This window comes from Cytobacillus sp. (assembly GCF_964223445.1).
Taxonomy (GTDB): Bacteria; Bacillota; Bacilli; order Bacillales; family Cytobacillaceae; genus Cytobacillus.
The window spans coordinates 12,483-25,698 of the sequence record NZ_CAXQGS010000049.1 but is presented as its reverse complement, the minus strand read 5'-3'; the positions used below and the strand labels follow the sequence as shown (position 1 = coordinate 25,698).

Sequence of the window (13,216 nt, the reverse complement as noted above, 5' to 3'; positions counted from 1 at the left end):
TACTTTTGATTAATTCGCACATCCCTTTAAAACAGCTATCCGGCAGTTAAAGAAATTGAAGGATTGCTAAAGCTCTAAAAAACCCCTCTTAATTTACTAAGAAGGGTTTTTCAACAGTTCCATTGGGTTATTCAATTCAATTTTCCAAGGGTTTTCACAGAGTATTGGTCCAAATTTTGTTTTTACCAGCATGGTGGCCGAACCATTTGCATATTCCAATAAAGAAAACGAACCTGCGGGCGTTTCAGCCTGTATATCAACTCTTGAAGGGCAGCTCTTCATTGCATCCATTATTTCTGCTGCTGTATGAATAAAGATCGGATCAGGAGCACGTAGGATAATATCAAGATCGCTCTCCGCTGTTACAGTCACATTTCCGGTGGCCAGTTCAAACCCGGCACTTCCCCCTGGCCCCCATACCAGTTTATGTTTTGCCAATATCTCACTTGCTATTGTAAGAGATACGAATACAGGTGATGGCTTCTTATCCCAAAGAGTGCTTTCAATTAAATCCTCAGGCTTGATTTGGTAAATGAACGCATCATCTGGTATAAAGGCACCGAATCTTTCATTCCTTGCCCTCCCCCTAATCCCAACAGCGATCTGCTCTTTCGGAGCATGCGCCCTCCGTACAACCACATATGGTGCCACGTTCAGTGCTTGAATCGCCCAGTCCGGTATTGGTGAGTGGCTTATGAGATGCTTTGCGTCAATCTTCAATAAGTCATGCGGCTCGATCACCATTGGTCCGCCAGCATCTTTCTGACTAAAATGGAAGCGGATCTTCCTCCTTCTTTGGCATAATCCGAGGAAAGCCTGCCGCTCAAATCACGCGGACTATTTTTTATATCCTCAATGGCTGCCTGAATCCTGTTAAAGATTACATCACGGTCAGCTTCCCCTGGTGCGTCAGCATTTATATCGGAAATTAGTCCATGGAGCGCACCCAATTTTTCAAATGACCGGATATCATAAGCCATTGACGGCACTTTTTTTGTTGCTTCTTCAAGCTCTTCAATGGTTCTCTGCGTGATTCTTGCAGCTGATTTCTTGGACATAACATGGACATTGACGCCTTCATCATCCAAGGCGATTAATCGGTTCGCCTGCAATCCATGAGATAAAAAGGCACCTGAAATAGCCTTTCCTGGAATAAAAGCAATGACCGGATGGCCTGCCAATCTTGCTGTTGCATAGGCATCAACAGCTGCAGCACATGCCTGATGGATTCCCAAAAGCTCTTCACGGTACCCATAGGCCTGGCTTGGAACATCAACGACCGCTACAATTGCGCGTTTTTCTTCTTTATATTGATCTTCTTCGATCGCGTCACGGACATGCTTGGCGATCATCCATCCCTGCTCCAGGCCAAATTCACCAGAGCGGGCTCGAGGGAATCGGCTTGATTCATCCGGGACAACTGCCAGGAAACGAACTGATTCATTGTTGATTTTTGAATCGGAACATAAAACCGAAGGAACTGCACTGATGTTTTTGCTGCCGGCAGACAAAAGGTTAAACCATCTATGTCCCCTGCTTTTGATTTTTACAACATGATTCTTATTTTCTCTATCATAATCCTCTAAATGATAATAGTCAGATTCTGCCCACAAATCCTGCACTTTCTGAGGAGTGAGCACGGCTGAAGTATTGATAGAGCGAAGAAAAGAAAGATATTTTTCAACCTGTGAGCTTCTTGGCTTTTCCACAGGTCCCCGCAGGATCTCAGACAATATTGCTTTTCTGAAAGAGGCGATGTCATCCTCGGCCTCAATATCGGCAAATCCGGAAGCCACCCTTTGTCTGCCTCCAATCGTACTCCAAATCTGCTGGCGGTCAGTTGAATCAAACTCCTGTATCCCCGCTTCCTGCTCGATTACCTCTGGCCCATTTAATCCAAGCCGTCCTTCACGGGTAATGATTAACGTGCTGCATAATCCTGCGTTAATAGACATCCCGCCAAATGCGCCAATTTTCCCAGGAATGACTCCAATAACAGGCACGTATTCCCTTAATGCCACGATCGCCGCGCCTATTTCGGCAATGGATAAGAGTCCGTAGTTGGCTTCCTGGAGTCTGACACCCCCTGTATCAAAGATAAAAATGGGGTAGATGGTATGACCGGACTTATTTTCATCAAGTGCCCTTTCTAAAGCACCAGCTATCTTCGCACCGGAAACTTCTCCAATACCGCCTCCCTGAAAGCTGCTTTCTATGGAAATGACGAGTGCTGGCTTTCCCTCAATCTTACCTTTGCCGATCACAACCCCATCATCACTTTGGGGAACAATTCCCTGAGGTTCCAGATGTGGGGATTCAAGACCTTCAAATGGTCCCACTAGCTCCCTGAATGTGCCTTCATCCATAAGCACTCTTGCCCGCTCTCTGCCTCCGCACTCTACAAAGCTATTTTTTAATGTATCCAGCATTTCTGCCCACCTCCAATGCCTGTGAGAGCCTCAATGAGACAACGCCCGGAGTTGCCCCAAAATCATTGATTTTAATGTCTGCTGAAATAGCATGATGGCTGAAAAACCGTTCTAATACCTTTTCCCATATTTGATTGAAGCCGGTTGTACCAGTCCGGACTGTTACATCTGCATATCCCTGGTCGGATGGCTCCATTAAAATCTCCAGGTCGCCTGATCCTACAACTCCCACATGGGCATTTGATTCAAGCATTTGAGTTGCTGGAAAGCGAAAGTTCAATTTCTCCATTCGGCAGCTCTCCTTCTGCTAAATTTGTAAAGCTTCTAATCTCTTAGACTCGCTTTTCGCATTCTGATCCAGGTAATCCAGGAAAATGGCAGCGGCAAGCAAATCAGCGCTTCCGCCCGGTGATACATTCATGCTGCATAACAATTGATCCAATTGTTCTAACAGCTGCCATCCTTTGTCGGCAGAAACTCCTCCTGCCCTGACGATTTCCTTTGCATGAGCCTTTGTGATTTCGAGGGCTTCCGCGCCTCCCCTATGCAAAATACATGTGTCATTTAGCTCTGCCATCAGTGCGATCAGTACATTTAGCCTGCAATAATCCTCACTCAGACCTCTTTCTCTTGATTCATTAAGAACTGGCAGAGCAATCTTTCTAATATGGGGAAAGCCTTGCTCGGCCTCTCCTCTTGCTCCATCCACTCCAAACCTTGCTTTAACCCGGCTGCCATTTGTTTTATCAGGTAGCAGGTTACGATCTTCATATAGAGCAATCTTTCCTGCCTGAACAGCTACCTCTTTGCCTGGGCTTTCTCCCAGGTCCATTGCAGCACTTGAAACCAGGAGGCCTAATGCCCATATTGCTCCTTTATGGGTATTTACGCCACCCGTGGCCAGGAACATCTCCTGTTCACCCCGTCTGCCAATCATGGCGATCTCTTCGCGCAGCTCCTGAGAAGGGGTCCGATTAAAGCTTGTTTCAGCTATTTTCCTGAATGTATCTTCAAGTGCAATAGCTGACCGGATCAATGTGCTTAAAGACATATCTCTATGCGAGCCTGAGCTTTTCTTATCAACCAGTCCTGGTTTTGGCGTGAGCTCAGCCTCTTCAATGAGTGATTGTACGGCCAGCTTTCCAAGATATAGGCTGTAAGATTCTAAGTCTTTCATTGTTCCCTTCAGCCTCCTTTTACCAGCTTCTGAATTTGGCAGGCGGTTCATATAACCCTTCCGACCATTCCACAAGCTCCTCTACATTTTTGGCAGCCAGCAGGGATCGTTTTGCATCGGTTCTTCTAATGCCGAGATCCTCAGGAAGAGCGATTAACCCTTCTCTTCTTAATTTTTCCGTCGCCTTTATATCATGCTTCAGGCCAATTGGGGTCACACCGGCAATGGCTGCGATGGCCTGTCTCCGCTCCTCCATGCTGTCCGTTTTATATAGATAGGCAATGCCCTCTTCGGTGACTATATGTGTCACATCCTGCCCATAAATCATGACAGGTGCTGTTTCAAGGCCTATATCTGCTTTAGCGCCAACAGCATCCAGCGATTCAACAAATACAGGTTTATTTCCGTTTTGGAAGGTTTCTACTACCTGAACAACCAATTTTCTTCCGCGTGCAAGCGGGTCATTGTCCGTCATCATGTCAAGCCATGCCTGAGAAGAATGGCGCCTTCCTCCCGGATCATGTCCCATGTTCGGCGCTCCCCCAAATCCGGCGAGGCGCCCTCTCGTTACGGTTGAAGAATTCCCTGCTTCGTCAATCTGCAGGCTGGAGCCTACAAATAGATCAACTGCATACTGTCCTGCAAGCTGGCAAAGTGTCCGGTTTGAGCGCAAGCTTCCATCATGCCCGGTAAAAAACACATCACGCCGGGCAGCAACGTATTTTTCCATGCCTACTTCTCCGCCAAAACAATGGACACTCTCTACCCATCCGCTTTCAATAGCAGGGATGAGTGTAGGATGAGGATTCAATGCCCAGTGCCTGCAAATTTTCCCCTTCAGGCCTAAGGATTCACCGTAGGTAGGGAGAAGCAGTTCAATCGCGGCAGTATTATAGCCAATCCCGTGATTCAGAGATTTTACTCCGTGCTTTTCATAGATTCCCCTTATGACCATCATGGCCTGCAGAATCTGAATATCAGTAATATGGCGAGGGTCCCGTGTAAATAGCGGCTCAAGCTGATAAGGCTTGTCAGCAACAACGACAAAATCAATCCAGGAGCCTGGAATGTCTACGCGAGGCAATTCATCAGTCAGTTCATTCACCTGTGCAATGACAATTCCGCTGCTGAAGCCTGCTGCTTCAACAAGAGTCGGTGTTTCCTCCGTATTGGGACCTGTATATAAGTTGCCTTCTGAATCAGCTTTATCCGCAGCGACTAAAGCCACTGAAGGAATCAAATCAATGAAGAGCCTTCCATATAACTCTACATATGTATGAATCTCTCCCATTGTCAGCTTCCCATCTTCAAGCATTTGCGCCATCCTGAGACTTTGCGGGCCGGCATATGAGAAGTCCACTTTGCTGGCAATGCCGTACTCAAATATATCGAGATGTTCAGGTCGGGAAATGCTGGACATGATCATATGCAAATCGAATAATTTTTTCGGGTCAGCCTGAGCAAGAGCAGCTGAAAGAAAGGATGCCTGTTTTTGATTGTTTCCTTCAAGCACCACCCGATCCCCCGGCATAATCAGTGTTTCGAGAGCCTCGACAATTTGGCTGGTTGGAATAATTCGATTGCTGGTGATGCCCTTCATTCCCTCTAATCGTTTTTGCTTGGCTTCAAGACGTGTATTCCACGATCGCTGTTTGGCAGCCTGCATGATAAATTCCCCTCTCTATAAAAATATTTTAAGAACAAAATCTCTTTGCCAGGAAAAGACAATTATCTAACCCGTTTTCATCCACTGAGACTGATCGGGCACCAGGCAGTGTTCTTTTATTTAAAGTGGTCAGGACATTCCCTGGAGGCATTTCAATTAAAAGCCTTGTGCCATGCTAACAAAGCAAGGAGCTGATTTCATACCAGCGGACTGGATTCGAAACATTATAAGCGAGGTCTTCTCGAATTTGCTCCGAATCCCGTAATAGCCTTGCTGTCCGATTTGCGGCATATGGGATAAACGGGGCCCGGATAGGGACAGAAGCAAGCTTGTCATATAAGGAATCACCGACTGAATTCAGCAAAGGACAATGTGATGGCACACTTACATTCAGAAGCTCGGCCGTTCTTGCACCGCATTGACCGGCTTGATCAAGAACCTTTTTGATGGCTGGAATGGAGCCGGAAATGGTTACTTGATCTGCTGCATTAATATTCGAGGGATATACCGGGTTCTCTACTGAAGAAATGGCTGCAGCGATTTCCTTTACAGTAATGGCATCAAAACCTGTAATCACTCCCATCCCATAGCCAGATGGAAAAGCCTGCTCCATCAGCTCTCCTCTTAGCTTTACAATCTCCAAAGCATCGGTAAAATCCATCGCCCCGCACATAACGGCAGCTCCAAAGGCTCCGGCTGAATGGCCTGCAGCAAAATCCGGCTTCACCCCTTCTGCTTTAAATGCTTTTGATACAGCCACTGACGCAATAAGCAAAGACAATTGAACTGAAACAGTGGACTTTAAGGCTTTGGCAGTATCAAGATCCAAGACATTTTCACCGATTACTTCTCTTGCTTCCTGCAGTACTTCAAGAGCGGCTGGATGGTCTGGCAGGCTATGCAGCATACCATTCTTTTGGGAGCCCTGGCCGGGAAATACGAATGCAAGCTTCATTTCATTTCCTCCCGCTTGCCCATCTTTCGTTTCATGCTGGCTATTACATCCTGATTATGCCTTGTCAGCAAATCTGCTGCCTCTTCTAATTTCTCCTCCTTTAAAAGACCAATTAACAATTCATGTTCACGTACTGACTTTTCAATATTCCCCTGGCTGGCAAATGAAAGGCTCTGTATTCTCAGTAATGGCCATCCAAGCCGGGAATACATGGTCTTAATCGTTTCACTTTGACTCATTTCTACAAGAGCAGTATGAAACGAGTGGTTCAGCTGCGTGTATTGATGAACATTCGTAACATCGGCCATCTGGTCAAAAAGTTCTTTCATTTTTTTCAGCCTATCCTGATCGATTCCGTTTCTGCTGATTCTATCCATAGCCATTGACTCCAGCATTATCCGAATTTCCAGCAAATCATAAATTTCGTTTTCCGTATAATCCTTAACAATGGCTCCTTTTCGGGGTATCCTTTCCACAAGCCCTTCAATCGAAAGCAAGTAAATGGCCTCTCTAACTGGTGCACGGCTTGTTCCATACTCTTCAGCATAAATATGCTCAATCAATTTATCACCAGGAACCAGCTCTCCCTTTATAATTTGGTCGGTGATATGCTCTGCTATATGATTTGATAATGCATTTTGATTAAATTTATCCGCTTTCATGACACTGTCTCCTTCAGTGTAAAAATATTTGGTCGACTGTCGATTTTAATTATAACGTTACATTTTCAATAATTCAATATTTTAAGAAAATTGTAAAAATTAATTGACTTATTCTTTTCATTCGTTTTATTATGAGTTCTAGGAATACAGTCGACTGTAGATTACAAAAATGCAAACGCTTTCTTTACTTCAAACAATTTATACGACCCCTAAGTCCAGTCATATTATTGGTCTCATTTGCCGTTCTGTTCCTTAGCCCAAAGCAAAAAATTAAAAGGAGAGATGAAATGGTTATTTACGGGGTTGCTTTGTTATCTATCTGCTTATTATCGGGTGTATTTTTCGGAGATCTTCTTGGAAATTTTCTTGGGATCGACGCCAATGTCGGCGGTGTAGGCATTGCTATGCTGATGTTAATACTTCTGGTTGAATACTTAAAGAAGAAAGATAGATTAAAGACTCCGACCCAGGAAGGGGTATCGTTCTGGAGTGCCATGTATATTCCCATCGTTATCGCAATGTCGGCACAGCAAAATGTGGTCGCTGCTCTGGATGGAGGACCTCTTGCCCTAACCGCGGGAGTAGCTGCAGTCGTCATCAGCTGGGCTGTTGTACCTCTTTTAAGCAAAGGCGGCAATGCAAACGAAACGCTGGAAAGTGAAATGACTGGAGGGGATCAGCGTGTTAGAAACATTAGGTAATGCTCTTACAGACAATGGTCTCATCGTTGCTTTTACTGTCGTAGGGCTGACAATGCTAGTTTCTTATTACCTCTCTGATAAACTAACAAAAGGCAGAATACACGGTTCAGCAATCGCCATAGCTCTTGGATTGGTGCTCGCCTATATTGGCGGAGTGGTAACCGGCGGTGAAAAAGGCCTTTCGGACATCGGCATTTTCGCTGGAATCGGATTGATGGGCGGAGGCATGCTCCGTGACTTTGCCATTGTGGCCACTGCCTTTGGCGCCAATTTCAGTGAAATCAAAAAAGCCGGTGTAAATGGCGTTGTTTCCCTCTTTTTGGGTGTTGTCCTCTCCTTTGTAATCGGAGTCGGAATTGCCCTGGCGTTTGGATATACTGACGCGGTCAGCCTTACAACAATTGGTGCCGGAACTGCAACGTACATAGTTGGGCCAGTAACAGGAACGGCGATTGGAGCCAGCTCTGAAGTGATCACTCTCAGTATAGCAGCGGGTTTAGTAAAATCCATTCTTACGATGATCGGAACTCCTTTTGTCGCAAAGTATATTGGCCTTAATAACCCTCGCACGGCCATGGTTTACGGTGGTCTAATGGGAACGACAAGCGGAGTAGCCGGCGGACTGGCTGCAACTGATCCAAAACTGGTGCCTTATGGAGCGGTTACGGCAACCTTTTACACGGGACTGGGCTGTCTGATGGCACCATCTGTTTTATTTTTAATGACAAAAGCTGTGTTCGGTTAAGTTGCATCAAATCAGAAAAAGCGGCATTGTACTAACGGGTTCTGTTTTGAAGTACAAACTTCTAATAAACAAACAAAAATGTCGAGCTGTTCGTGACTAAAAAACAATCTTATTTGCAAAAAAATGGTCAGTGGCTGATGTGCCTCTGACCGGTTTTTTAATAAAAGTTTATTCCGATAAATCCTACCTTAGTTATACATAAAGACTTATAGTTGAATATTGTATAAATGAAGTGATAATAAGTCATTATTTCTTACGTTTTCGTTCTAAAAATATAGGTGCTATATTTAGTAAGATAGAAACAATTGTCAAAAACCATAATGCTCTTGCCGTACCAGGTACTACATCCGATATAGCCGCCCAATCTTCCACTTTTACCCACCGAGATAAATAACTGTAATCTGCACAAAGTGTTAATGCTGTAAAGGATAATCCCATCGCCATAGCAAGCTTATAATCCTTTCCTGCTGTATACAAATAAAGATTTATAAAAGTTACTACTATTGCAATAACACCAAATATTACCCACATAACTATTCCTCCATATATTTAATTTATGATGAATGTTTTTCTAAAATAGATTTTAAATTCTTCAGTTTAGTTATCCATTGTGAATTCCAACTCCCGTCCGCCTAATAACCTAATTTTAACATTTAAACTCATTTTCCTTATTAAAGATTACTGCCCGTTAATTGAAGATTCTGTTCTTTTCGTTTTTATCACACATATTGCCCTTGGTTCTCTAATATTTGTCACTTAAAGTGTATAGGAAACCGCACAACATAATTAGAAGAACAGAAAGTTCTGTCACCAGCATTTTTGGTTACATTTTGTAATACAAAACAAGTAGAATTATTGGCGAAAACACCGTTAAATCAAGAAAAAATGAGTGACAAAATCGATGCGAATTGACGCTCATTTTGATGTGTTATATTTAGTTTTGTACTCGAAAACAGAACCCGTTAGCATTGTGCCGCTTTTTCTGCTGTTATGTGCGCCTGCCCCCAGTTTATCGGAACAGGCTCTGCTTTTACTTATCCTTCTTCCTAGTGATAATATAATTCCGCTTTCCTTTCTCAACCGAGTAGGTATCCCTAGTCCTTTCCATAATAAAGCTGAAGGTGTTTACCGTGCGTTTGGATATTCTTGATTCCAGCTTCTCTGTCCGATCATATTTGTAAGAAAGATCCTTTTCAGCAGCGTTCAGCTTAAAACAATGTCCGCCGCTCACATAAACGTTAGAAAGATCCTTATCTTCAGGCATGATAGCTTCTACATGATGGAGAGCAAACCACACACACTCCTCCTGCCCCGGCGAAGTATGTGGAAACCAATACATGTCGACCTCTCCTGGAATTCGTACAGGCACAGCCTTACATTGGCCAAGTATAGCTCTCGAACCGCTGATGGCACCATTCAGGTCAAAACCATAATATTTAAGGCTTTCATCAATAATCTCGATTGGTTTCACATCTACCTTAAACGTATAATCACCCTCCAAAATCAGACTGTGGCATTCTCCATTATCATTAAACTCCGCTCTGATCGATTTCGTTTCAGGCACAATAATATAACTGCTTATTTGTGTTGCTTCCATCGTTAGTAACAGCCTCCCTTTAATTTAACTATTTAAAAAATGAAATTTAAGGAGTATACTAACTTATGAGTTGGTATACTCCTTCTCACTGAGACTCTCAGGCTATCGTCTGCCAGGACCCGCCTGAGGGTTTTTTATTTTGCTTACAAATTACTCACCTCCTTTGAGACTCCAGCCCAATACGAAATCTCATTTAAATTTCTCCAGGTAAAACTAATTCCCTCTCAACTGTTCCTTGAAGTCTCTGCCACTCCCTCTGCTTCCGCCACATAAAAAAGCGCTTTCAAAATAGCATTGGACAGCTGCACGACTGGGACCTTTGCACCAAATCAATATAATCCCATAGTCCTGGAAGATGCACCAATATTTGTAATACCACCTTCCCGAGCTCTATTATAGGCATTTTGTCTGATTATTGTAAATTATTTTTTAAATATACCAAAATATTGTTATTGCCCCTGGATCGATTTTGTTTACTCACACTGTTTCCAAACTATTGACAGGAGAGGGAAGAATAAATATAATATACACTTTAAATTAAAGGACCTAAAATATGTGTTCTATTTGTGATTTAAGTCACAAATAACTCGCCCCCTCCCTCTTTTTAGCCATTATCTGAAAAATCAGGAGTAAACAAAGAAAATTTATTTTCTAATTTCGAATATTTTGTGACAAACATTCATGAAGCAAGCTGCGTACGGAAAGTGCCTGCAGATGGTCCGGATTATTGACTTATGAAATCAAAAAAAGCGTACCTTATCTTTTAAAAGGCACGCCAACTTCATTTATATTTAAGATTCTCCCCCTGTCTCTTCCATCGCATCCGGATAAACAATCTCATCAAACACCTCGCCTGTCGATGTATCCTTAACCAAAATCTTCACTTCGTATTTCTCTGGATCCACCCCATTGAATAGCTGATAAAACATTCCCGTTAGGCCGAGTCCAAACACGGCAAATCCATCAACGCTGTTTTCATAAGCTTCTCTTTCCACTTCTAAAGTAAACTCTGAGTAGTCCTTGTTATGAGAAACTTCTTTTACAGATGGATAATCTTCGCCATTCTTCGTATCCTCAATGGTTTTTTGCAGCTCAGTTTCCATCTCCTTCATCATTTCCTTATGCTTACCCTTAGACATTTCATAAGTGACTGAGCCATCATCATTCCTGGTGACTTTAATGCCTTCCTTTTCGGCTTCTGCAATGGAGCTATCCAGATCTTCTCCTTCGAACATGGCAGCTGGCAGCGTTACCTCTACATTTATCAGACCTTTATCCACTTGGACTGACTCGTTTTCATCTTCATTCTTCTTATCAGCTTCCTTTGACGTTTCCTCCGTTCCTGTATCCTTTGTTTCCTCACTGCTGCAGCCAGCGATGAATAGAAATGCTGATAATATCACTAGGCCGAAAAAGTACTTGCTTCTCATAAATTTTTCCCCCTGTTATTGAATTTCACATGTTGACTACCAGTTAGCTGGTATAGATACATCGTAGCAGGGAGGGCTCTCAAAAAATCGGAATGGTCATAAATAATAGTTATGTTCATAAATAGTAAGTTTCACGTTGATGGAAACATATCAGATATTTTTGCTTTATAGAGCATAAACATCAGTATCGAGTAAGAAAAGAGGGGTAGCCATGTCCTTTATCGGATTTGAACTGATAGCCAAAAGAGCATGGACGATTTTGCCTGGCCACACTTTCTCAATGTCCATTCTATGGAACAAAAAAAAGATCCCTTCATCTATTGGAAGAGACATCTATCATGAACCGGGACTGATTCTCCCTGATAAAAGAATTGCAGCTACAGGAAGGATTCATCATCTGTCTGATCATACAATAAATCACTATGAACCCATACAAACAGCACCATGTAAGCTTATTCGCCGGCCTGACTTCCCTCTGGATGATCTTAAAATTGAACTACTTGCACCGAAGAAGAAAGGGATTATGGAACCATTTCATCAAACAGCTGTTCTTTTCTTATGGCGCGAGGAAAACCATCTTTTAAGCAAAACAGAGCTCCACCTGGATTCCCAATCAATTGTATGGAACCCTCCAGATCAATATTTTATCGATCTATCTTTTTTACTGAGTAAAATTTAGATCTAATAAACAATCCTTAAGGCCATTTTTTCACCTTCACTCCGATTAAACTAATATCGGTGTTAAGAAATAAACAATTAAAAATGCTGTCAATATACGCATAACGATTCCCAATGCAGCTGCTCCCAATGCTTCTTTTTCACTGAGGTCAGAATTAGCTGCCCATATAACCGGGATTTGACCAAAGATTGTTGACAGGGGTAATCCCGATGACGCCAGCACAAAAGATCCAATCACCAGGCGCGGATCCAACGAACCCGCAACTTCTGATAACTGGGCCATTGCAAGCGCAGGACTAGCCAATATTGAAAGAATACCAGTTTCCGGGTGAATATTTAGAGCTAACAATACTGTCGACAAGCCGGACTCAAATTTTGACCAAATTCCGATGTAGTCCAAAACACCAATAGCAGCAAACACGACAGCGGCAGCCGGTATAATGAGAAGGAATAAAAGCTCTGCTCCCTCCCTGGCTGCATTAAATAGAGTCGGTAAAAAGCCAGTCTTTGGCGTAAATTGAGGCAGCTTTGCAATTTGGACAGCTCTCGTATCCCGGTAAATAGTTTTAGATAGAAGAAACGGAACAACAATGACAGGCATGAAAACAGCCAGCACAACCACTACAAAGGCATTGGCCCCTACAGCCGTTAAAGCAACCATGCCTAACATAAATGTAGCAAAAGACTGCTGGGATTGAACCATGGTTGCTACCGCTATTTTTTGCTCTGCTTTTGTTGCTCCCGAACGGATCAAGATCGGTCCGGCAATTTTTCCTGCTGCATTAATATCACCAAGAATGTTATATATACTTGGAATGATAACCGCTGAATTCACTTTCATCAGCTTTGTAACAGGAATGAATATTCGAATTAAGGCGTCCGTAAACCCCAGCCTTTCAAGTACCCGGCCTAAAATGACACTGACAATAATGGAAACTCCTACCGTGCCGGTTAAAAATATTTCAACGATAACCGGGAAAACCTGATCGACAATGGAAGTAAATAACCCGGCTAATGTACCTGGAGAGATTAACAATACCAGCAGTGAGATGATGACTAAACCAAGACCTACTACTTCAATTTGTGTCCATTTTCTCGTTAAAGGAATCGGGACACTGCTCTCTTCTATTTCTAAATTTTCTTGTACTAAGGATTTAACCTCGCTCATCTACCTTC

14 protein-coding genes are annotated in these 13,216 nt (G+C 43.1%); 3 read left to right on the top strand and 11 right to left on the bottom strand.

The genetic code is table 11. The annotated features are described in order from the left end of the window. Window positions 1-96: 96 nt before the first annotated feature. The 7 genes from ACEQ1T_RS07860 to ACEQ1T_RS07830 all read right to left on the bottom strand — a co-directional run bounded on the left by ACEQ1T_RS07860 (window position 97) and on the right by ACEQ1T_RS07830 (window position 6,889). Complete coding sequence (locus ACEQ1T_RS07860; protein ID WP_370222333.1) at window positions 97-744, bottom strand: malonate decarboxylase holo-ACP synthase; 648 nt, start codon at window positions 742-744, stop codon at window positions 97-99. Next, window positions 738-2,429, bottom strand: a complete 1,692-nt coding sequence (gene mdcD, locus ACEQ1T_RS07855) for a biotin-independent malonate decarboxylase subunit beta (protein WP_370222331.1) — start codon at window positions 2,427-2,429, stop codon at window positions 738-740. Before mdcD ends, ACEQ1T_RS07860 begins: the two co-directional genes overlap by 7 nt. Further along, a complete protein-coding gene (locus ACEQ1T_RS07850) occupies window positions 2,407-2,718 on the bottom strand; it encodes a malonate decarboxylase subunit delta (protein ID WP_370222330.1) in 312 nt (103 codons plus the stop codon). The genes mdcD and ACEQ1T_RS07850 overlap by 23 nt, the downstream gene beginning before the upstream one ends. 18 nt (window positions 2,719-2,736) lie before the next feature. Next, window positions 2,737-3,606 carry a triphosphoribosyl-dephospho-CoA synthase gene (locus ACEQ1T_RS07845; protein WP_370222329.1) on the bottom strand — a complete coding sequence of 290 codons (870 nt, stop codon included), beginning with the start codon at window positions 3,604-3,606 and terminating at the stop codon, window positions 2,737-2,739. Between the two features lie 19 nt (window positions 3,607-3,625). Continuing rightward, entirely contained in the window at window positions 3,626-5,272 is a 1,647-nt protein-coding gene (gene mdcA, locus ACEQ1T_RS07840) for a malonate decarboxylase subunit alpha (RefSeq protein ID WP_206844078.1), read from the bottom strand. 175 nt (window positions 5,273-5,447) lie between these two features. Next, complete coding sequence (locus ACEQ1T_RS07835; RefSeq protein ID WP_370222327.1) at window positions 5,448-6,227, bottom strand: ACP S-malonyltransferase; 780 nt, start codon at window positions 6,225-6,227, stop codon at window positions 5,448-5,450. Next, window positions 6,224-6,889: a GntR family transcriptional regulator gene (locus tag ACEQ1T_RS07830; protein WP_370222326.1), complete on the bottom strand. Its 666-nt coding sequence runs from the start codon at window positions 6,887-6,889 to the stop codon at window positions 6,224-6,226. Before ACEQ1T_RS07830 ends, ACEQ1T_RS07835 begins: the two co-directional genes overlap by 4 nt. 287 nt (window positions 6,890-7,176) lie before the next feature. On the opposite strand from ACEQ1T_RS07830, the gene madL reads away from it, so the two are divergent. Further along, complete coding sequence (gene madL, locus ACEQ1T_RS07825) at window positions 7,177-7,590, top strand: malonate transporter subunit MadL (protein WP_206844073.1); 414 nt, start codon at window positions 7,177-7,179, stop codon at window positions 7,588-7,590. Beyond that, window positions 7,571-8,335: a malonate transporter subunit MadM gene (madM, locus tag ACEQ1T_RS07820; RefSeq protein WP_206844071.1), complete on the top strand. Its 765-nt coding sequence runs from the start codon at window positions 7,571-7,573 to the stop codon at window positions 8,333-8,335. Before madL ends, madM begins: the two co-directional genes overlap by 20 nt. A gap of 246 nt (window positions 8,336-8,581) precedes the next feature. On the opposite strand, the gene ACEQ1T_RS07815 is transcribed toward madM, so the two are convergent. The 3 genes from ACEQ1T_RS07815 to ACEQ1T_RS07805 all read right to left on the bottom strand — a co-directional run bounded on the left by ACEQ1T_RS07815 (window position 8,582) and on the right by ACEQ1T_RS07805 (window position 11,362). After that, complete coding sequence (locus tag ACEQ1T_RS07815; protein WP_370222325.1) at window positions 8,582-8,866, bottom strand: hypothetical protein; 285 nt, start codon at window positions 8,864-8,866, stop codon at window positions 8,582-8,584. Between the two features lie 499 nt (window positions 8,867-9,365). Continuing rightward, complete coding sequence (locus ACEQ1T_RS07810) at window positions 9,366-9,932, bottom strand: competence protein ComK (RefSeq protein WP_370222323.1); 567 nt, start codon at window positions 9,930-9,932, stop codon at window positions 9,366-9,368. A gap of 791 nt (window positions 9,933-10,723) precedes the next feature. Further along, window positions 10,724-11,362, bottom strand: a complete 639-nt coding sequence (locus ACEQ1T_RS07805; protein WP_370222322.1) for a hypothetical protein — start codon at window positions 11,360-11,362, stop codon at window positions 10,724-10,726. A 211-nt stretch (window positions 11,363-11,573) separates the two neighbouring features. On the opposite strand from ACEQ1T_RS07805, the gene ACEQ1T_RS07800 reads away from it, so the two are divergent. Then, on the top strand, window positions 11,574-12,041 hold the full coding sequence (locus ACEQ1T_RS07800) for a hypothetical protein (protein WP_370222321.1): 468 nt from the start codon (window positions 11,574-11,576) through the stop codon (window positions 12,039-12,041). 45 nt (window positions 12,042-12,086) lie between these two features. Here the strand turns inward: ACEQ1T_RS07800 and ACEQ1T_RS07795 are convergent, their stop codons facing one another. Then, on the bottom strand, window positions 12,087-13,208 hold the full coding sequence (locus ACEQ1T_RS07795) for a hypothetical protein (RefSeq protein ID WP_370222320.1): 1,122 nt from the start codon (window positions 13,206-13,208) through the stop codon (window positions 12,087-12,089). Window positions 13,209-13,216: the final 8 nt, after the last annotated feature.

Coding starts and splice junctions, on each gene's coding strand:
- ACEQ1T_RS07860 (WP_370222333.1), bottom strand. CDS start 744: ATGGTGATCGAGCCGCATGACTTATTGAAGATTGACGCAAAGCATCTC.
- mdcD (WP_370222331.1), bottom strand. CDS start 2,429: ATGCTGGATACATTAAAAAATAGCTTTGTAGAGTGCGGAGGCAGAGAG.
- ACEQ1T_RS07850 (WP_370222330.1), bottom strand. CDS start 2,718: ATGGAGAAATTGAACTTTCGCTTTCCAGCAACTCAAATGCTTGAATCA.
- ACEQ1T_RS07845 (WP_370222329.1), bottom strand. CDS start 3,606: ATGAAAGACTTAGAATCTTACAGCCTATATCTTGGAAAGCTGGCCGTA.
- mdcA (WP_206844078.1), bottom strand. CDS start 5,272: ATGCAGGCTGCCAAACAGCGATCGTGGAATACACGTCTTGAAGCCAAG.
- ACEQ1T_RS07835 (WP_370222327.1), bottom strand. CDS start 6,227: ATGAAGCTTGCATTCGTATTTCCCGGCCAGGGCTCCCAAAAGAATGGT.
- ACEQ1T_RS07830 (WP_370222326.1), bottom strand. CDS start 6,889: ATGAAAGCGGATAAATTTAATCAAAATGCATTATCAAATCATATAGCA.
- madL (WP_206844073.1), top strand. CDS start 7,177: ATGGTTATTTACGGGGTTGCTTTGTTATCTATCTGCTTATTATCGGGT.
- ACEQ1T_RS07815 (WP_370222325.1), bottom strand. CDS start 8,866: ATGTGGGTAATATTTGGTGTTATTGCAATAGTAGTAACTTTTATAAAT.
- ACEQ1T_RS07810 (WP_370222323.1), bottom strand. CDS start 9,932: ATGGAAGCAACACAAATAAGCAGTTATATTATTGTGCCTGAAACGAAA.
- ACEQ1T_RS07805 (WP_370222322.1), bottom strand. CDS start 11,362: ATGAGAAGCAAGTACTTTTTCGGCCTAGTGATATTATCAGCATTTCTA.
- ACEQ1T_RS07800 (WP_370222321.1), top strand. CDS start 11,574: ATGTCCTTTATCGGATTTGAACTGATAGCCAAAAGAGCATGGACGATT.
- ACEQ1T_RS07795 (WP_370222320.1), bottom strand. CDS start 13,208: ATGAGCGAGGTTAAATCCTTAGTACAAGAAAATTTAGAAATAGAAGAG.